Genomic DNA, 18,675 nt, shown 5'->3' on the forward strand with positions numbered 1-18,675 from the left:
GCAGTCCCCGTGCCCCTTACGGGGGCACGCCCCAGTGGGCGAAGTCGAAATGGGCGGCCCCCCTGTCACCAGGGGGGCCGCCCATTTGCGTGCGCGGGACCCGTCAGCCGAGCGCCTTGCCGGGGAGTTCGACCTTCGCGCCCAGTTCCACGAGCTTCTCCATGAAGTTCTCGTAGCCGCGGTTGATCAGGTCGATGCCGTGGACGCGCGAGGTGCCCTCGGCCGCGAGGGCCGCGATGAGGTACGAGAAGCCGCCGCGCAGGTCGGGGATGACCAGGTCGGCGCCCTGCAGCTTGGTCGGGCCGGAGACGACCGCCGAGTGCAGGAAGTTCCGCGCCCCGAAGCGGCAGTCCGAGCCGCCCAGGCACTCGCGGTAGAGCTGGATGTGCGCGCCCATCTGGTTCAGTGCCGAGGTGAAGCCGAGCCGGGACTCGTACACCGTCTCGTGGACGATGGACAGGCCCGTGGCCTGGGTGAGGGCCACCACCAGCGGCTGCTGCCAGTCGGTCTGGAAGCCGGGGTGCACGTCCGTCTCCAGCGCGATGGACTTGAGCTGGCCGCCGGGGTGCCAGAAGCGGATGCCCTCGTCGTCGATCTCGAAGGCGCCGCCGACCTTGCGGTAGGTGTTCAGGAACGTCATCATCGAGCGCTGCTGGGCGCCCCGGACGTAGATGTTGCCGCCGGTCGCGAGCGCCGCGGAAGCCCAGGAGGCCGCCTCCAGGCGGTCCGGGAGGGCGCGGTGGTTGTAGCCGCCCAGCGAGTCCACACCGGTGATGCGGATCGTCCGGTCGGTGTCCATGGCGATGATCGCGCCCATCTTCTGCAGTACGCAGATGAGGTCCTCGATCTCGGGCTCCACGGCCGCGTTGGACAGCTCGGTGACACCCTCGGCCAGCACGGCCGTGAGCAGCACCTGCTCGGTGGCGCCCACCGACGGGTAGGGCAGCTCGATCTTCGTGCCGCGCAGCCGCTGCGGGGCCTCCAGGTACTGGCCGTCCGCCCGCTTCTCGATGGTCGCGCCGAACTGGCGCAGCACGTCGAAGTGGAAGTCGATCGGCCGGCCGCCGATGTCGCAGCCGCCGAGGCCGGGGATGAAGGCGTGGCCCAGACGGTGCAGCAGCGGGCCGCAGAACAGGATCGGGATACGGCTGGAACCCGCGTGGGCGTCGATGTCGGCGACGTTCGCGCTCTCGACGTAGGTGGGGTCCAGGATCAGCTCGCCCGGCTCCTCGCCCGGCCGCACCGTCACGCCGTGCAACTGGAGCAGGCCGCGCACGACCCGCACGTCTCGGATGTCCGGGACGTTGCGCAGGCGGCTGGGCGCGCTGCCCAGAAGGGCGGCGACCATGGCCTTCGGCACGAGGTTCTTCGCACCGCGGACACGGATCTCGCCCTCCAGCGGGGTTCCGCCGTGGACAAGCAGGACATCGTCGTTGACGGTCATGAATCTCGCGTTCCGATGAGTCGGGCAGGGGTCGGCCGATCACTTTGCGCAGGGGCCGGAGAGACAGGGTAATCGCCGATCACCCTTCGCCCGTAAGCCCGAGTACCCGCCAGCCGTGTCACAACACGCGCCGTTTCCCCGCAGGCACGTCGGGTCACCGGACCGCCGCGCCTTCGTACGGGCGTGCTGCCTGTTCATGCGCCTTGCGGCCCCCACGGGGGCGCAAGATGCGGGATCATGTCTGGCATGACCGAGGTGTCCTCGCTCACAGGGCGGCTGCTCGTGGCAACCCCCGCTCTGGCGGACCCGAACTTCGACCGCGCGGTGGTGCTCCTCCTCGACCACGACGAGGAGGGTTCCCTGGGTGTGGTCCTCAACCGCCCCACCCCCGTGGACGTGCGGGACGTGCTGGCCGGCTGGGCGGACCTGGCGGGCGAGCCCGGCGTGGTCTTCCAGGGCGGCCCCGTCTCGCTGGACTCCGCGCTCGGTGTCGCCGTGATCCCCGGCAGCGGGGAGGGGGAGAGCGCGGCCCCGCTCGGCTGGCGCCGGGTGCACGGCGCGATCGGCCTGGTCGACCTGGAGACCCCGCCCGAACTGGTCGCCTCCGCCCTCGGCGCGCTGCGCATCTTCGCCGGGTACGCGGGCTGGGGGCCGGGCCAGCTCCAGGACGAGCTGGACCAGGGCGCCTGGTACGTGGTCGAGTCCGAGCCCGGTGACATCTCCTCCCCGGAGCCCGAACGGCTGTGGCGCGAGGTGCTGCGACGGCAGCGCGGAGATCTGGCGATGGTGGCCACGTATCCGGACGACCCGTCGCTCAACTGATGCCCGTGAGCTTCAGTACCCTTGGCGGTATGAGCACTCTTGAGCCCGAGCGCGGGACTGGTACGGGGACCCTCGTCGAGCCGACGCCGCAGGTGTCCCACGGCGACGGCGACCATGAGCGCTTCGCCCACTACGTCCAGAAGGACAAGATCATGGCGAGCGCCCTGGACGGCACCCCCGTCGTGGCGCTGTGCGGCAAGGTCTGGGTGCCGGGCCGAGACCCGAAGAAGTACCCCGTCTGCCCCATGTGCAAAGAGATCTACGAGTCCATGAGCAGCGGTGGCGACAAGGGCGGGGACAAGGACAAGAAGTAACCCGTCCTGCCCCACCCCGCTCCCTCGCTGGATTGCCTCCGGCGCCCTTCCCCGTGTTTGTCGCGCGTGTTTCACCGGGCGCCGGGGCAACGTCCCCCTGATACGGATTCCGGGCTGTGCGCCGAGGTATTGCGGGGGCTGAAGTGACCGGTGGGATTTCTGAGGTGATTCCGGCGCCCGTGGAGGCGTACGGGGGACCGGGCGAGGGATTCGCGCTCGGTCCCGGCACCGGTCTGGCCGCCGTGGGGGAGGGCGCCGAGGGCACCGCGCGCTGGCTGCGCGCCACCCTGGGCGCGGCCACCGGCTTCCCCCTGACCCCGGCCGACGGCACCGGCGAGAACGCCGTACGGCTCACCGTCGACCCCCGTCTCACCGGGGAACTCGGCGCCGAGGGCTACCGGCTCGACGTCACGCCCACCGGCGCCGACCTGCGCGGGGGCGGTCCGGCCGGGCTGTTCTGGGGCGCCCAGACGCTCCGGCAACTGCTCGGCCCCGACGCCTTCCGGCGCGCCCCGCTGCCCGGCCGTACCTGGCGGCTGCCGCCGGTGCGGATCAGCGACACGCCCCGCTTCGGCTGGCGCGGCCTGCTGCTCGACGTGGCCCGGCACTTCATGCCCAAAGAAGGCGTGCTGCGCTATCTCGATCTGCTGGCCGCGCACAAACTCAACGTCCTGCACCTGCACCTGACGGATGATCAGGGCTGGCGCATCGAGATCGAGCGCCACCCCCGGCTCACCGAGATCGGCTCCTGGCGCGCGCGGACCAAATTCGGCCACCGCTCGTCCTCCCTCTGGGAGGAGAAACCGCACGGCGGCCACTACACCCGGGACGACATCCGGGAGATCGTCTCCTACGCCACCGAACGGCATATCACCGTCGTCCCGGAAATCGATCTTCCCGGCCATTCCCAGGCCGCCATCGCCGCCTACCCGGAACTCGGCAACACCGACGCCGTCGACACCGCCGCCGTCACCGTCCGGGACGACTGGGGGATCTCCCCGTACGTGCTCGCCCCCACCGAGGCCGTCCTCGATTTCTACGAGGGCGTGCTGGAGGAGGTGCTGGCGCTGTTCCCGTCGCCCTTCGTGCACCTCGGCGGCGACGAGTGCCCGCCCGACCAGTGGCGGAAGTCGGCCACCGCGAGGGCCCGCGCCGCCGAACTCGGGCTCGCGGACGTGGACGGGCTGCGCTCCTGGTTCGCCGGCCACTTCGGCGCCTGGCTGGCCGCGCGCGGGCGCCGGATGATCGGCTGGGACGAGATCCTCGACGGCCCGCTCCCGCCCGGCGCCGCCGTCTCCTCCTGGCGCGGGCACCGGGGTGGCCGGATCGCCGCGCGGGCCGGGCACGACGTGGTCATGTGCCCCGAGCAGCACGTGTACCTCGACCACCGGCAGGCGCCCGGCGAGGACGAACCGGTGCCCATCGGCTACGTCCGCACCCTGGCCGACGTCTACCGGTTCGAGCCCGTACCGGACGGTCTCACCGCCGAGGAGGCCCGCCATGTGCTGGGCGCCCAGGCCAATGTGTGGACCGAGGTGACCGAGGACGCCGGACGCGTGGACTACCAGGTCTTCCCCCGGCTCGCCGCGTTCGCCGAGGTCGCCTGGAGCCCGCTGCTCGCGCCCGGTGAGCGGGACCTCGCCGACTTCGAGCGCCGGATGGGCGCCCACTACCGGCGACTTGACGCCCTCGGCGTCGCCTACCGCCCGCCCGGCGGCCCCCACCCCTGGCAGCGGCGCCCCGGAGTGCCCGGCCGGCCCTTCGCCGGCCTGCCCGTCGAGCCGGAGCTCCTGGCCCCCGCGCCCTCGAACGCCCGACCGGGCGCGTAACGGGAGAACAGCTCGTGACCTCCCCGAAGAGGGTCAATCGGACTCACCCGAAGATGCCGGTGTAAACGGGACCATCCGCCCGATGGAGTGGGTCAACACCCCTTGGCCGACCCGCGCGTCCGAGCCTTGCGAAGATGTGCCAGAGTTGCCACGTCCGCCCTGTCAGCACGTACCGTACGGCAGCACAGGCGCGACCAGGTGGGGCAGCGGGAAGGGGCAGCCGGTTTGACCACGCACGCACCGCAGGCGGCACAGGCCGTCACGCTGCCCACGACGCTGGACGAGGCGGTGGCGGCACTGACCGCCATGCCCGCCGCGGTCCCCGTCGCCGGCGGCACCGACCTCATGGCGGCCGTCAACTCCGGGCAGCTCAGGCCCGCCGCGCTGGTCGGCCTCGGCCGGATCAGCGAGATCCGCGGCTGGCAGTACCAGGACGGCCACGCGCTGCTCGGCGCCGGCCTCACCCACGCCCGCATGGGCCGGCCCGACTTCGCCGCGCTGATCCCGGCGCTCGCCGCCGCCGCGCGCGCCGCCGGACCGCCGCACATCCGCAACGCGGGCACCCTCGGCGGCAACATCGCCTCCGCCGCGCCCACCGGCGACGCGCTGCCGGTGCTGGCCGCGCTGGAGGCCACGCTGATCGTCGCCGGACCGGACGGCGCCCGCCGCGAGGTCCCCGTCTCGCATCTGCTGGCCGGGGTCGAGATGCTCCGCGGCGGCGAACTCATCGGCTACGTCCGGGTTCCGCTGCTGCACGCCCCCCAGGTCTTCCTCAAGGCCACCGGACGCACCGGGCCCGGCCGCTCGGTCGCCTCCGTCGCCCTCGTCCTCGACCCCGCCCGGCGCGGAGTGCGGTGCGCGGTGGGCGCCATAGCGCCGATGCCGCTGCGCCCGCTGGACGCCGAGCAGTGGGTCGCGCAGCTCATCGACTGGGACAACGACCGCGTCCTCGTCCCCGAAGCCCTGCAGGCGTTCGGCGAGTACGTCGCCGCGGCCTGCATCCCCGACCCGGTGCCGGAGCCGGACGGCACGGTCGTCCCGCTGCCGCCCGCGGTACTGCACCTGCGGCGCACCGTCGCCGCGCTGGCACGACGAGCACTGGGGAGGGCGCTGTCGTGACCGACGACCAGCGCGGACACGAGGACGACACGTCCCAGGGCGGCGGCCGCTGGAACCCGCTGCCCCAGGGCGAGTACGACGACGGCGCGACCGCCTTCGTGCAGCTCCCCGAGGGCGGCATCGACGCCCTGCTGGCCGGTGACAGCCCACTGGCCGCGCCGGGCCACGGCTACGTGCCGCCCCGGATAACGACCCCGCCCGAGGGCGAGCACGCGTGGGGTGCCCAGGAGCAGTGGCCCGCGCAGGACACCGTCCCGGCGCAGCAGCCGCACGGTGACGACCGGTTCACCTACCAGCCCGGGGCGCAGGGGCACTGGGCTCCCGAGGAGACCGCCGCCGCGCCCGGCCACGACGTCACCGGGCAGTGGTCCGTGCCGGTCGCCGGGGGTGACCTGCCCGACGAGTCCGGCGAGTTCACCACCTCCGCGCTGGCCGAGCAGTGGGGCGCCGCCCCGCCCGTCCTCCCCGGCGGCGCGGCCGCGCCCTGGGTCACGGACACGATCGGCGGGGCGTGGGGGCCGCAGGAGCCCGCGGCGCCCGAGGTCGTGGAGGAGCCCGCGGCGCCCGAAGGCGTGGAGGAGCCCGCGCTTGTCGCGGAGGCCGAGGGGCCCGCGCCTCTCGCGGAGGCCGAGGGGCTCGCCGGCCCGGAGGAGCCCGCCGAGGACGACGAGAGCCCCGTCAAGGCCCCTGAGGGCGCCTCTGACAGCCTGTCGGACGAGGACGCGGCCCCGGAGCCCGAGGCGGCTCCCGAGGTCGTGGAGGAGCCCCTCGCGGCCGAGGCGGCGGACATCGCCGAGGAGACCGCCGAGGCCGAGGAACCGCCACCCCCGCCCCAGGACGAACATCCCCTCGCCTCCTACGTGCTGCGCGTCAACGGCGCCGACCGGCCCGTCACCGAGGCCTGGATCGGCGAGTCCCTGCTCTACGTGCTGCGCGAGCGCCTCGGCCTCGCGGGCGCCAAGGACGGCTGTTCGCAGGGGGAATGCGGGGCGTGCAACGTCCAGGTCGACGGACGGCTCGTGGCCTCCTGCCTGGTCCCGGCGGCCACCGCCGCGGGCAGCGAGGTCCGTACCGTCGAGGGCCTGGCGAGCGGCGGCCAGCCCTCCGACGTCCAGCGGGCGCTCGCCCGGTGCGGCGCCGTGCAGTGCGGCTTCTGCGTACCCGGCATCGCCATGACCCTGCACGACCTGCTGGAGGGCAACCCCGCCCCCACCGAGCTGGAGACCCGCCAGGCGCTCTGCGGCAACCTCTGCCGCTGCTCCGGCTACCGGGGCGTGCTCGACGCCGTACGTGACGTCGTCGCCGAGCGCGAGGCCGGGATCGGCGCCGACGCCGAGCCGGACGACGGCACCGCGCGCATCCCGCACCAGGCGGGCCCCGGTTCGGGCGGTGTGCACCCCTCGGCGTTCGAAGCACCCGGTGCCTTCGGGGCCCCGCACGACCACCCGCACGACCCGTACCACGGCCAGGACGGAGGCCAGGCGTGAGCGACGAAGCCGCCACCGCGACCACGGCGGCGGAAGCCCCCGCGGCCGAGCCGCTGCCGCACGGCCTGGGCGCCTCCCTGCCCCACGCCGACGCCCGCGCCAAGACCGAGGGCACCTTCCCCTACGCGGCCGACCTATGGGCCGAGGGCCTGCTGTGGGCCGCCGTGCTGCGCTCCCCGCACGCGCACGCGCGCATCGTCTCCATCGACACCACGCACGCGCGCGCCATGCCCGGCGTACGGGCCGTCGTCACCCACGAGGACGTGCCCGGCACCTCCCGGCACGGCAGGGGCACCCCGGACCGGCCGGTGTTCGCCTCCGAGGTGGTCCGCCACCACGGCGAGCCCATCGCCGCCGTCGCCGCCGACCACCCCGACACCGCGCGGATGGCCGCCGCCGCCGTCATCGTCGAGTACGAGCCCCTGGACCCGGTCACCGACCCCGAGCGCGCCTTCGAGGCCGAGCCGCTGCACCCGGACGGCAACCTGATCCGGCACATCCCGCTGCGCCACGGCGACCCCGACGCGGCCGGCGAGATCGTCGTGGAGGGTCTGTACCGCATCGGCCGCCAGGACCCCGCGCCCATCGGTGCCGAGGCCGGGCTCGCCGTACCGCGCCCGGACGGCGGGGTGGAGCTGTACCTCGCCTCCACCGACCCGCACAGCGACCGCAACACCGCCGCCGCCTGCTTCGGGCTGCCCGCCGACCGCGTGAAGATCGTGGTCACCGGGGTGCCCGGCGCGACCGCCGACCGCGAGGACCAGGGCTTCCAACTGCCGCTCGGTCTACTCGCGTTGCGCACCGGCTGCCCGGTGAAGCTCACCGCCAGCCGCGAGGAGTCCTTCCTCGGGCACGCCCACCGCCACCCCACCCTGCTGCGCTACCGCCACCACGCGGACGCCGAGGGCAGACTCGTCAAGGTCGAGGCGCAGATCCTGCTGGACGCGGGCGCCTACGCCGACACCTCCGCCGACGCCCTGGCCGCCGCGGTCTCCTTCGCGTGCGGCCCCTATGTCGTCCCGAACGCCTTCATCGAGGGCTGGGCCGTACGCACCAACAACCCGCCCTCCGGCCATGTGCGCGGCGAGGGCGCGATGCAGGTGTGCGCCGCCTACGAGGCGCAGATGGACAAGCTGGCCAAGAAGCTGGGCCTGGACCCGGCCGAGGTGCGGCTGCGCAACGTCCTGGCCACCGGTGACGTGCTCCCGATCGGCCAGACCGTGACCTGCCCGGCCCCGGTCGCCGAACTCCTCACCGCGGTAAGGGACTTCCCGCTGCCGGCGCTGCCCAAGGACGGCCCGGAGGAGGACTGGCTGCTGCCCGGCGGCCCCGAGGGCGCGGGCGAGCCGGGCGCGGTGCGCCGGGGCGTCGGCTACGGCCTCGGCATGGTGCACATGCTCGGCGCGGAGGGCACCGACGAGGTGTCCACCGCGACCGTACGCGTCCACGACGGTGTCGCCACCGTGCTGTGCGCCGCCGTGGAGTCCGGGCAGGGGTTCACCACGCTGGCCCGGCAGATCGTGCAGGAGACGCTCGGCGTCGACGAGGTCCACGTGGCGCCGGTCGACACCGACCAGCCCCCGGCCGGCCCCGGCTGCCGCGGCCGCCACACCTGGGTCTCCGGCGGGGCGGTGGAGCGGGCGGCCAAGATGGTCCGCACCCAGCTCCTCCAGCCGCTGGCGCACAAGTTCGGCATGTCCACCGAGCTGCTCCAGATCACCGACGGCAAGATCACCTCGTACGACGGGGTGCTCTCCACCACCGTCACCGAGGCGCTGGAGGGCAAGGAACTGTGGGCCACCGCCCAGTGCCGCCCCCACCCCACCGAGCCGCTGGACGGCGCCGGTCAGGGGGACGCCTTCGTCGGCCTCGCCTTCTGCGCGATCCGCGCGGTGGTCGACGTCGACGTGGAGCTGGGCTCGGTGCGGGTGGTGGAGCTCGCGGTCGCGCAGGACGTGGGCCGGGTGCTCAACCCCGCGCAGCTGGCGGCGCGGATCGAGGGCGGGGTCACGCAGGGGGTGGGCATCGCGCTCACCGAGAACCTCCGTACGCCGCGCGGCCTGATCCGCCATCCCGACCTCACCGGGTACGCGCTGCCGACCGCGCTGGACGCGCCGGACATCCGGATCGTGAAGCTGGTCGAGGAGCGGGACGTGGTGGCGCCGTTCGGCGCGAAGCCGGTCAGCGCGGTGCCGGTGGTGACGTCGCCGGCGGCGATCGCGTCGGCGGTGCGGGCGGCCACCGGGCGGCCGGTGAACCGGCTGCCGATCCGGCCGCAGGCCGCTGTGGTCAACGCGCGGTGAGCTGGGGTTCGTCCGGCTGAGGTCGCCTTCTGTACGGCTGGGGTCGCCCGTTCGGCTGAACCCGCTTCGGTGAGGCAACGCGGACGCGTCCCCGTGCGTCTTCCGGCTCGGGGCGTTGTCAGTGCTGCCCTCTAGGGTTCTCGGAGTCGGGGGACGGCCGCCGCGCGCGGAGCCCGCCGTACCGAGTCCGATCGCGGGGGAGCGAGCCATGAGCATGACCGATGCCGGGGTCACGACGATCACGCTGACCGAGGCCGAGCTGGACCGCTGGGTCACGCACGCCCCGACCCGCGGGCTGCTCGCCGGTGACGGACTGCCCCCCGACACCGGCCCGCTGACCTTCGCCCCGCTGCGCGCGCACGGGCTGCGCAGGCTCGCCGACGCGACCGACGGCCCGTGCCGGCTGGCGGACGAGCTGCGGGACCGGCTGGTCATCGGGGAACTGCTCAACCCGGCCGGGACGGAGCGCGAGTCGATACTGCTCGACGGCGCGACGGGGGAGATCACCACGGCGTACCTCGTGGACCCGTCGCGTACCCGGCCCTTCGCGCCCTCGCTCACCACCATGCTGCGCTTCGCCGCCGTCACCGAGGAACTGGCGGGCCTGCGCGGCCGGTTCGCCTCTCTCGCGGGGCAGTACGGGCCGGGCGTCGCCGGTGAGGCGTCCCGCCGGCTGCTGGCACTGTTCGAGGCGGGGACGGACGGCGCGGTCCCGGCGTACTGGAAGGCGGCGGCGCTGATCCGCCCATTGTCCCTGGTCCCGGCGCCGGGATCGGCGGGGCTGGCGCTGGAGATGCCGGGACGGCTGCTGGACCAGGAGTTCGGGCACGGGCGCGTGGCCCGCTTCGAGGAGACCGACTTCCCGCCCACGCTCACCCACGAGCCGACGCGGCGCTTCCTGCGCGAGACGGGGCTGCCGGAGGAGGTGGTCAACACGGAACTGCTGCTGCCGACGCTCACGGAGTACTACGCCGACGAGTGCGAGGCCGACCACCTGATCCGCCTCGGCTCCCTCACCCCGGACACCACCCTCGTCCTCGACGGCCGCACCGGCGCGGTCCTCACCTACTCCGACACCACCCTCCACCCCCTCAACACCGACGTCTCCACCCTGGCCTACACCCTCTGGCTCCTCCACCACGAACGCACCATCGACACCCATCTCTCCGGCGAGCTGACGACCCTGGCGTACGACCAGCTGGCAGCGGCGATGCTGGACACACTCGCTGTGCTGGACCCGACGGGGATGTCGCCCGGCAGCTCCTGGCACTACTGGACGGAGCTGCTGCGGGGCGAGACGGGCGGGGTGCTCTGAGGAGCCCGGCACGCCGACAGCGCAAAGGGGCGGCACCTGTCAGGTGCCGCCCCTTTGGATCTCCCGCTGAACCGCCGGAGGCCGTGGCGGGAATCGAACCCGCGTAACTCGCTTTGCAGGTTTGTCCGGGCTGGTCAGGGCATGATCCGGGGGCGTTCACAGGCGTTCAATCGTGTGCGGCCGGCGGCACCGGGGAGCTGAGCGGATGGTCCCGAACGGCCGCGTACGGCTACGAACGAGACGGAAACTGAGACGAAGTTAGGACGGCTGGCTGACCTGGCCCCGGCATGCAGGGCGGCACTCTGTGTGGGGTGCCGCCTCTTGGGGCATGGGCTGGGGGGACTGTCAAGATGCGGCACTGAACAGGCAAAATGGCGTTTGTTGGCGTTGGCTGCCCTCGGAGTCGTGCGGGGCTGTTGTGCCCTCCAGGTGCGACTGGGCCCCATCGCGCGATCTTGTCGATACCCCAGCAGATCTGAAGCCAGACGTGCTGTAGCCCCAGCTCGACGACACCGGGGTAACGGGTCTTGCGCTAGGGCTGCTTCGGTCTGCACTTTTGGCACGGGACGAGTCCCGCCTGCAAGGCTTCGTACAAGGTGATCTCATCCGGCCGGTTCCCCGGCCGACACCGCTTGTCCCAGCCTGTGTGGTAGACGGTGCCTCGCCCCATTGGTCCACTGGGCGTCTTCCACCACTTCGACACGGCCACCTTCGTCTCCAAATGGTCCAACTGCCGCTGCACCTGCTCCAGCTCAGCCCGCAGCTCCTGCTGACGTTCCTGTAGTCGTGTGCGTGCTGCGCTGGCGGTCTCCATTTGGCGTTCGGTCCTCTCGCAGTCCAGGCGCCGAATCGCGGCGGCGCTCGCCTGAAAGTACCTCGATGAGCTAGGCAGAGAGGGCCAGATGGCAGTGATCACCCGTGCTGCACCTGATGTGAGTTGAGTCCGAGTCCAGTGCAAGCCGAGGGGTGCAGCGATGTCGACTGCCCGCCGCTTGCCCTCTCTACGGAGCGGCCTGACTGCGTGCTTCATCTACTTCTGGCCTCTCTACACCGGCCAGGTCATCCCCATCGGGGCCTGGCGGGGCCGGATGTGGCTGGACACCTGGGGTGTAGCTGGGAAGACACACTAGGAGGGCGCGGCCGTCGGCCGCCTCCTCCTCGTTTGTGAGTAAGACGCTGCCAGAGCAATAGGCCATCCAGCAGACTGGCGACCATGGACTGGATCTCACCCGTCTCCGGACTTGTTGGCGCCCTGGTGGGTGCGGGGCTGTCATACCTCGGTACACACCGGGCACAGGCTAAGGCACTGGCTGATGCCCGTTCGGCCCGTCTTGAGGCCAAGCAGGACCAAGCCGTCGCCACGTTGGCCGAGACCTTTCGTGACCTTCAGAAGCATGTCCGGGAGACCCCAAGCGAATGGGAGCCAGGGATCGATGCAGCGGCGACCGCCGCCGCAACGGCAGCACGACAAGCGTGGGACAAGAACCTACAAGACTTCATTGCGCCGGCCCGTTTGGCCATCGGGGTTATGCGGGATAAGAAGCTGCGCTACCGCCTCAAGGAGACCATGGACCTGCTGGAGGAATGGGACAGGGGGCTAGTGTATGCATTCCACGGCCGTTCCCGCGCTTGGGTGCTGCGCGAGGTGATTGCCCATGCTGTGGAGTGCGTAGGAGCTTGGCAGCGGGAAGAGACACTGCCCGAACCGAACTACGCCTTCCGGGAGGCACGGGAGTCCATGCAGGCTAAGCGGGATGAGTGGGAGGCCGTTGCGGAGGCCGAGGAGGAGGACCGGCTCCGGCGAAGCGCCGAACGCAACAGCGCAGGCGCGCCACCACTCCCCGGAGGCAACTGATATGACCTCCTGCGGCCATAGGGCCGCAGGAGGTGCAATAAGCGACGGGCTGCTCAGCCGCACTTGGTCACCAGCGGCCGTCAGGTCGTGGTCAGCAACTACCGCATGCACCCGCAGGCACCTACTCAAGCCACTCCGATGAACGCCCCACGCTCCATAGAGGTAGACGCATACAAAAGACGTACCGATGCTTGCCCCACAGGCTTATGCTCTGGAGGGGCTCTACGTACGGAGTCGCATGGTAACCGGGGAGGGATCTGGTGCTGCCACCGCAGGCATTGAAGAGACTTGTGCAGCCAGCATACGATTTGCTAGCGGAGGATCCACCCGTGCTTCGCTCGAAAATTCCCGTCAGCGTCAAAAGCTGGCGCAATGGGCTCGAGGAAGCCGGGATCACCCCCCAGTGCAATCCCATTGCCAAGGAGATAGATAAACTCCGCGACGCCGTAATCTCCCACGACGCTAAAGCTATTCGTATCAGAAGTGCCGCCCTAGCTCAGAGGACTCAGGAAATATGCTCAAGCCTGGGCATTCTCACTGCTTGCAAAGTTTCGTCTGACGGAAGGAACGCAAATGCTGTTAAGAGCTTGCTCGCCCTAGCCAATGTCACGTTGAAGTGCTGCACGGGCGAGGCGTCACCTGTCGAAGCGGATGAGGTCACAGAGTCAACGCTAGCGGCGATTGAACGACTCTTCTCCGAATCTCCGCATTTGCACGACGACCCCTGCATGGAGGTATTTGAGCTCCGAAGGGAAGAAGTTTCTGATGATAGCGGAATCTTTTCCGAGTCCCGACTATACGGGCGCTATTATGGTCGTTACGGCCAGCTTGCCTCTAAGGTCGACGAGATATGGTCAGCACTGACAGACTCTCCTCCATCATTGATGGGCGGTATATCGCCCGCATGGATGCTCATGTACGCGACTTACCCATTGACAATGTATCGGGCGGCCGTATTCGCTAAGGATCAAATAAGGCGCAGCTTCACAGCAGACCCCGCAGTCAGCGCCGCAGCCCTTCGCGCATACAAGCTCGGCATCGAAAGGAGTAAAGCGAATCACGCGGGCATCGTCAGGACTCAGAAAGCCGCAATTGCGAGTACAACAAGCGCAGAGAAGGCCGAGCTGACGCTCGACCTGTATCGACGGGTGATCGAGGGTCAATTCCGCCCTTGGGCTTGGACCCTGTTGCAACTTAGAGGGCGCGTTGGTCCGCGATTGCCCGAATTGAATTCCCTCAGAGAAATGCTGCTCGCCGATGGGCACTGCGTCATGAAAGACGCCGCCCGCGCCATTCTGCCCGCCGCCCGCAATGCTGCTGCCCATGAAGACTTTGTGTGGGATGAAGAACTAGAAAAGATGCATATAGGTGACGCCGTAACATCTGTTACTGAGCTTGAGGAGGCCATCAGTCGAGCCTACGACTTCATGTGCGGGTGCGAGTGCGCCATAGTTGAGTGCCGAGCCAACGATCCGGATTTGGTCGAAGCTATGGCCTCCGAAGATCCACCGGATGGCTCACTTACCCGCAACGTCACCGTCGCTATAAATATGTTCGGGACGAACGGACTGCGCGTGAAATCGCACACGCTTGATCGTGGCGTCCTCGCTGTGCACGTAGAAGGGTGGGATCTGCAATCCGTCAACCCTGGTCTCCAGGCTCTCACGACTGCGTCCCAGATCCTCCCTAAGGTCCGCAGGTTTCAGGTTCGCGTGGGCAGTCCCGCCGTGCTGGCAGCAGACATTGACCGATCTCCTCTGGAGAAGAACTGGGATGTTTGGCTACAAGCCCGCAGTCGGTTCAGTGAGATGCCATTGAGTACATTCCTTCCGGCGAATGCGGCAGTTCGCATGGCCGTTGAGTCGCCCACAGAAGCAATTCGAGCCGTCACATGGTTGGCGCTCAATGATGCCATGCATGCGTGCGCGGATGCCGTAATGGTAAGCCGCGATCGTCGGCGCTTTAAGCGCCTATGGCCACATTTCCAAGCACGTCTGGAACTAATCACCCATTCGGTAACGGTGGCGAACGAGATCGTCGGCGTGGACGATGAGGCGGCGACCGCTGCACAAGAGTTGCTCAAAAGGGTTGCTCTAGAAGTGAATAAGCCTGCGAAGGATATAGTTGTGAGCCTCATAGCCGGTCTAGGAAATACGATTGAACGGCGCTGGAAAGAACTTGGGCCGGTGCCTGTTCTTCCAACATTAGATAAGACACCATTGCACTGATACAGACTTTTTACTCTTGCGTGCCCGCATCGCGCGCTGACGGCTCTCTAATATGCCGGCTCGCACCAGTGAGTCAGGCCCCAAGCCGGCTGCGCCTGTCCGTCAGCGTGCGCCGCCACCGCTGATGTCAGCGGGAGCCCTTCCCACGGCCAGTAGGTGCGAACTGGCAGCGAGCAATTCCGGGTACGGCTCGGCCATACGGGCCGCCTCCATGGCCGACGCGATCAGCTCATCGGTGGGCCCCTCACCCGGCTGCTGCTCGGCTGTCTTCACGAGCGACCACGCGGGCCCCTCGATCCCGAAGACCTGTACGTCAGTCAGTCCGGACGCCACCAGCTCCGAGACCAACTCCTCAGCCCTGTGGAAGTAGGACAGGGTGAACCCTCGCACACCGTCATAGACGGCTGTCTCAAGAATCTTGGAGACGGAGTCACGGATTCGTTCCGTGTGGAGGTGGGCGTACGTCACGTGTTCAAAGAGCGAGGCGTACCGGTTGATGGCCGCGGCTGCGACCAGCCCGCCCGGCTTCACCACGCGGTGGGCTTCCGCCAGCGCGGTACGTCGGTCCTTGGGGTCGGGCAGGTGATACAGCGGCCCGAGGAGTTGTACGACATCGAAACTGTCGTCCGGCTCGCTCAGATCACGGGCGTCTCCAACGACCGCTGAGCACACGGCCGACGCGCTCTCGACGTGCCGGGGGACCGGGTCCACCAGTGTCACGTCGTAGCCGTCCCTCACCAACCAATCGGCATGAATCCCCGTCCCCCCACCCACGTCGAGCACACGGGCCGGCGCGGGGGGCAAGAAGCGTCGGAGAAGCTCTTGCGTCCTGGCCAGCTCCATCCGTCCGTCTGCCGATGTGCGCAGGCGGTCGTCCTCGTTCACCGTCTCGCCATAGAACCGCATCACGGAGGGAGCCAATTCGAGATTCGACATGCTCGCAGTATCGTGTGTACCGGTGGACCAGTCCAGCGTGCGAGGTAGAGGAAACCATGGCTGTTCTGAAGTACGAGGAGATCGCCGAGTCGCTTCGCGCCCGCATCGCCGCTGGTGAGTTCGCCCCGGGCGAGACCATCCCGTCCGGCCGAGACCTGGCCGAGCAGTGGGACGTGTCGCGCGCCACCGCCATCAAGGCGGTGGATGTGCTCCGCAACGACGGCGTGGTGGTGGCCAAGCAAGGGACCGGCTTCGTGGTCACGGAGACACCCGTGGCGAGGCCCGCCGGCGCCCGTCGGGCTGGGTCGGCACGCATCCTCGGCGGGATGCCGTTCCTGCGGGTCGGGGCACCCGACTGGGCCGAACCGCCCACGCGCGTGGCCAACGCGCTTGGCTTGGCCCCCGGCGTACAGGCGCTTCGCCGCGTCCGCATCCTCCAACTCCCTGACGGAAGCCCCAACAGTTGCGTGGAAGCGTGGTTCCCTCCTGAGATCGGAGAGGCGGCCCCCCGGCTCTCCGACACAGCGCCCATCGCTGAGGGCACGACTCGCTACGTCCGCCGGCAGACCGGACGGTTCCCAGTGGAAGGAGTGGACGTAACCACCGTCCGGCTGGCCACCGAAGTTGAGGCAGAGCGGTTGGGGGTTGAGGAGGGCAGTGCTGTCGCGGTCCTCCTGCACACGGCGCACGACCAGGAGGGACGCCCGTTGGTCTGCGAAGAGGGCGTTACGCCTGCATCGCTCTTCGAGCAGGTGGACACCTACGCGATGTAGGCGCGACCTCAATCGAAGCTGGACCGGTCCGCCGGTCCAGCTTTTTTGATGCCTTGTCAGCGTAGCTGAGCTGGTCAAACGTGCTCGCTCGCTCACCAACTCGCGATTCGCGGCCTGACTGGACCGGTCCACCGGTCCAGTCTGTTTCATGCAGCGCCGCACCGCTCTCCAGCGGAACGGTTCTGGTTCGGGATTGCCTGCCATAACGGGAGGCCCCGCGCTGGGAGTTGCTTGAGAACTGCATAGGTGGGCCCCGCCTCCCCGAGTCGAAAAGGCGGTCCGCGCGGCATCTGGCTGCGCTTCAACCTCGCGGCGTACGCCGCGCCGGTTGCCTCCGCTGCTCGTCTCGCACGAGCAGCGCTGAGGGGAGCCGGATCTACCGACTTCAACGGCGCGCGGCCCCGGTGTTGGAGCACCGGGGCCGCTGTTCGGGCCGTTCCTGTGTGGAAGGAACCAGACCCAATGAGCCACATCGTTACTGTTCAGGGCGCTGTTACGGCGTTCGAGGACTTCATGGAGCCGACCAGCGCGGAGCTGGACGCGATCGAGCGGGAGATGCCCGTCATCCTGGCGGACGTTGACCTGCTGGACGCGCACATCGCCACCATCGACCGCACCCCGACCGAGCTGGACGCCCGCCGTATCCGCCGGGCCCGCCGCCGGGCGCTGGCCGCCCGCGTCGCCCTGCTCAACCAGACGGTCGGCACGAGCCTGCCGGGTGGTGCGGCGTGAGGGCCAAGACCGTTCTTCCCGCCGTCGCCATGACGGCGGTGTCCATGGTGCTCACTCTCGCGGTGGTCATGATGTGGCTGGGCCAGGCGGTGCCGTGGCTGGTCGCGCTGGTCGTCGGTCTCGGGATCGACGGGGGCTGGCTGGCCACCCTCGCCTATGAGCGGCGTCTGGCCGCGCAGGGCGACCACAGCACCCCAGTGACCGCGGTCGGCTGGTGCTTCGGGCTGTTGGCCGCCGGCGTCCTCATCGCCCACGCCCTCACCGCCGGGAGCTCCCCCGGTGCGTGGCTGGCCGTGGCGTGGCTGCCGATCGCGGCGAAGGCCCTGTGGCTGGTGCACGGGCTGTGGGAGCGCACCGCGTTGACCCCGGCCGCGCTGGGGGCGATCCGGGGTATCCGGCAGGAGGCCCGCGACGAAGCGGCCGTGGCCCGCGCCCGCCTTAAGGCGGAAGCGTCCACGGAGGAGACGCGGCTGACGGCCGTGACGGAGGCCGGTGCCCGCGTCGCACGGGTCCAGGCGAAGACCGCGCAGACCCTCTCGCGGGCGTGGTCGACGCTCGAAAGTGCGCGGGAAGGGGAGGACACCGGGCGGGCGCTGACCAGCGTGACGCGCCCCGTCACGCCCGGCGTCACGGCCCGCTGGGACCTTCCCGTGTGGGGGCCGTCCGAGCCGGTGCCGGCGCTGGAGTCGGCTCCCGCGCTGAGTGATGACGCGTTGGACGCGGTGGTCGACCAGATCCGGCACAGCGAAGACCCCGCCCTGTCCTACCGGGAGATGGCCGCCCGGTTCCGGGCGACCGGTCACGCCGCGTCCGAGGTCCGTCTTCGGGCCGCGTGGAAGCGCGTCGTCTGATGGCCGCGCTGCCGGTCTACCGGTGGCGGCTCGCCCCGGACGGCTACGCCACGCGCCGTCAGCGTGCCGCCGGGCTTCGGCCCGGCGGTCAGGACGTGGCCGCCCAGCTCGAACGCCCCCGCCGCCGACGCGGCCCGCTGATCGCCTACCTCTACCGCGTCGACCTGGCCAAGCCCGTGCGTCCGATGACGCCGGGCCGGTGGGCGGCGCTGGCCAAGGCCAACGCCGCGCGCCGGATCTGCCCGCGCTGCCTCATGGATGCGGGCTACGTCTTCCCTTCTTCGCTCGGCACCTGCGTGCCCTGCAACTCCCCTTCCACCATCGCAAGGAGTGCGTGATGGGCAAGCCCGACACCCGCCGTCTGGATCGGGAGATCCAGACGGCGGAACGCAAGCTGGAGGCGGTCCGCAACCGCGAGATATGGCCGCTGGACGGCCGCGAGCGCCGCGCGGTCCTCGGCGCCGCTGTGAGCGGTTCCTACCGCGTCACCCGGGGACGCAGCACGAGCCGTGCGGAGCAGCGGCTCGACACCGCCTGGCAGCGCGCGGAGGCCCGCCTCATCGCGGAGATCTCCGCCATGCAGTTGGAGCGGGCGCAGATCGTCCGCGAGAACGCCAAGGCGAAGGCCGTGAAGAAGTCCACCGGCTGGTTCTGACCTCACCCCTCC

Annotated in this window: 16 protein-coding genes; 14 read left to right on the forward strand and 2 right to left on the reverse strand. The window is 70.0% G+C overall.

Features of this window, described 5'->3' with window-relative positions; genetic code table 11:
• Positions 1-103: 103 nt before the first annotated feature.
• On the reverse strand, positions 104-1,444 hold the full coding sequence (murA, locus tag E5082_RS25525) for a UDP-N-acetylglucosamine 1-carboxyvinyltransferase (protein WP_086692840.1): 1,341 nt from the start codon (positions 1,442-1,444) through the stop codon (positions 104-106).
• A 246-nt stretch (positions 1,445-1,690) separates the two neighbouring features.
• On the opposite strand from murA, the gene E5082_RS25530 reads away from it, so the two are divergent.
• The 9 genes from E5082_RS25530 to E5082_RS25570 all read left to right on the forward strand — a co-directional run bounded on the left by E5082_RS25530 (position 1,691) and on the right by E5082_RS25570 (position 14,716).
• Positions 1,691-2,266, forward strand: a complete 576-nt coding sequence (locus tag E5082_RS25530) for a YqgE/AlgH family protein (protein ID WP_167514138.1) — start codon at positions 1,691-1,693, stop codon at positions 2,264-2,266.
• A 29-nt stretch (positions 2,267-2,295) separates the two neighbouring features.
• Positions 2,296-2,580 carry a DUF3039 domain-containing protein gene (locus tag E5082_RS25535; protein WP_030810948.1) on the forward strand — a complete coding sequence of 95 codons (285 nt, stop codon included), beginning with the start codon at positions 2,296-2,298 and terminating at the stop codon, positions 2,578-2,580.
• A 155-nt stretch (positions 2,581-2,735) separates the two neighbouring features.
• The gene (locus E5082_RS25540; protein ID WP_190045396.1) at positions 2,736-4,409 is read left to right on the forward strand and encodes a beta-N-acetylhexosaminidase; all 1,674 of its coding nucleotides are present in this window, start codon (positions 2,736-2,738) and stop codon (positions 4,407-4,409) included.
• A 225-nt stretch (positions 4,410-4,634) separates the two neighbouring features.
• Positions 4,635-5,528 carry an FAD binding domain-containing protein gene (locus E5082_RS25545; protein WP_030810943.1) on the forward strand — a complete coding sequence of 298 codons (894 nt, stop codon included), beginning with the start codon at positions 4,635-4,637 and terminating at the stop codon, positions 5,526-5,528.
• A complete protein-coding gene (locus E5082_RS25550) occupies positions 5,525-7,015 on the forward strand; it encodes a 2Fe-2S iron-sulfur cluster-binding protein (RefSeq protein ID WP_135793607.1) in 1,491 nt (496 codons plus the stop codon). Before E5082_RS25545 ends, E5082_RS25550 begins: the two co-directional genes overlap by 4 nt.
• Positions 7,012-9,318 (forward strand): xanthine dehydrogenase family protein molybdopterin-binding subunit, encoded by a 2,307-nt coding sequence (locus E5082_RS25555; protein ID WP_135793608.1) that lies wholly within the window; start codon positions 7,012-7,014, stop codon positions 9,316-9,318. The genes E5082_RS25550 and E5082_RS25555 overlap by 4 nt, the downstream gene beginning before the upstream one ends.
• 208 nt (positions 9,319-9,526) lie before the next feature.
• Positions 9,527-10,633, forward strand: a complete 1,107-nt coding sequence (locus E5082_RS25560) for an SUKH-4 family immunity protein (protein ID WP_135793609.1) — start codon at positions 9,527-9,529, stop codon at positions 10,631-10,633.
• 1,213 nt (positions 10,634-11,846) lie between these two features.
• On the forward strand, positions 11,847-12,488 hold the full coding sequence (locus E5082_RS25565) for a hypothetical protein (RefSeq protein ID WP_135793610.1): 642 nt from the start codon (positions 11,847-11,849) through the stop codon (positions 12,486-12,488).
• Positions 12,489-12,817: 329 nt separating this feature from the next.
• Positions 12,818-14,716 (forward strand): hypothetical protein, encoded by a 1,899-nt coding sequence (locus E5082_RS25570; RefSeq protein WP_135793611.1) that lies wholly within the window; start codon positions 12,818-12,820, stop codon positions 14,714-14,716.
• Positions 14,717-14,818: 102 nt separating this feature from the next.
• Here E5082_RS25570 and E5082_RS25575 read toward each other — a convergent pair whose 3' ends face one another.
• Positions 14,819-15,652, reverse strand: a complete 834-nt coding sequence (locus E5082_RS25575) for a class I SAM-dependent methyltransferase (protein ID WP_135793612.1) — start codon at positions 15,650-15,652, stop codon at positions 14,819-14,821.
• 56 nt (positions 15,653-15,708) lie between these two features.
• Between E5082_RS25575 and E5082_RS25580 the strand changes: the two genes are divergently transcribed.
• From E5082_RS25580 to E5082_RS25600, 5 genes are all read left to right on the forward strand, one after another.
• The gene (locus E5082_RS25580; RefSeq protein WP_135793613.1) at positions 15,709-16,425 is read left to right on the forward strand and encodes a GntR family transcriptional regulator; all 717 of its coding nucleotides are present in this window, start codon (positions 15,709-15,711) and stop codon (positions 16,423-16,425) included.
• A gap of 462 nt (positions 16,426-16,887) precedes the next feature.
• Positions 16,888-17,157 (forward strand): DUF6284 family protein, encoded by a 270-nt coding sequence (locus tag E5082_RS25585; protein WP_135793614.1) that lies wholly within the window; start codon positions 16,888-16,890, stop codon positions 17,155-17,157.
• The gene (locus tag E5082_RS25590) at positions 17,154-18,008 is read left to right on the forward strand and encodes a protein spdB (RefSeq protein WP_135793615.1); all 855 of its coding nucleotides are present in this window, start codon (positions 17,154-17,156) and stop codon (positions 18,006-18,008) included. Before E5082_RS25585 ends, E5082_RS25590 begins: the two co-directional genes overlap by 4 nt.
• Positions 18,008-18,346 carry an RRQRL motif-containing zinc-binding protein gene (locus E5082_RS25595; RefSeq protein ID WP_135793778.1) on the forward strand — a complete coding sequence of 113 codons (339 nt, stop codon included), beginning with the start codon at positions 18,008-18,010 and terminating at the stop codon, positions 18,344-18,346. Before E5082_RS25590 ends, E5082_RS25595 begins: the two co-directional genes overlap by 1 nt.
• Complete coding sequence (locus E5082_RS25600; protein ID WP_135793616.1) at positions 18,346-18,663, forward strand: hypothetical protein; 318 nt, start codon at positions 18,346-18,348, stop codon at positions 18,661-18,663. Before E5082_RS25595 ends, E5082_RS25600 begins: the two co-directional genes overlap by 1 nt.
• Positions 18,664-18,675: the final 12 nt, after the last annotated feature.

The organism is Streptomyces griseoluteus, assembly GCF_004784465.1.
GTDB lineage: Bacteria > Actinomycetota > Actinomycetes > Streptomycetales > Streptomycetaceae > Streptomyces > Streptomyces griseoluteus.

Excerpts from the sequence above, each read along its gene's own strand:
- murA (WP_086692840.1), bottom strand. The coding sequence starts at position 1,444 with ATGACCGTCAACGACGATGTCCTGCTTGTCCACGGCGGAACCCCGCTG.
- E5082_RS25530 (WP_167514138.1), top strand. The coding sequence starts at position 1,691 with ATGACCGAGGTGTCCTCGCTCACAGGGCGGCTGCTCGTGGCAACCCCC.
- E5082_RS25535 (WP_030810948.1), top strand. The coding sequence starts at position 2,296 with ATGAGCACTCTTGAGCCCGAGCGCGGGACTGGTACGGGGACCCTCGTC.
- E5082_RS25560 (WP_135793609.1), top strand. The coding sequence starts at position 9,527 with ATGAGCATGACCGATGCCGGGGTCACGACGATCACGCTGACCGAGGCC.
- E5082_RS25565 (WP_135793610.1), top strand. The coding sequence starts at position 11,847 with ATGGACTGGATCTCACCCGTCTCCGGACTTGTTGGCGCCCTGGTGGGT.
- E5082_RS25575 (WP_135793612.1), bottom strand. The coding sequence starts at position 15,652 with ATGTCGAATCTCGAATTGGCTCCCTCCGTGATGCGGTTCTATGGCGAG.
- E5082_RS25580 (WP_135793613.1), top strand. The coding sequence starts at position 15,709 with ATGGCTGTTCTGAAGTACGAGGAGATCGCCGAGTCGCTTCGCGCCCGC.
- E5082_RS25585 (WP_135793614.1), top strand. The coding sequence starts at position 16,888 with ATGAGCCACATCGTTACTGTTCAGGGCGCTGTTACGGCGTTCGAGGAC.
- E5082_RS25595 (WP_135793778.1), top strand. The coding sequence starts at position 18,008 with ATGGCCGCGCTGCCGGTCTACCGGTGGCGGCTCGCCCCGGACGGCTAC.
- E5082_RS25600 (WP_135793616.1), top strand. The coding sequence starts at position 18,346 with ATGGGCAAGCCCGACACCCGCCGTCTGGATCGGGAGATCCAGACGGCG.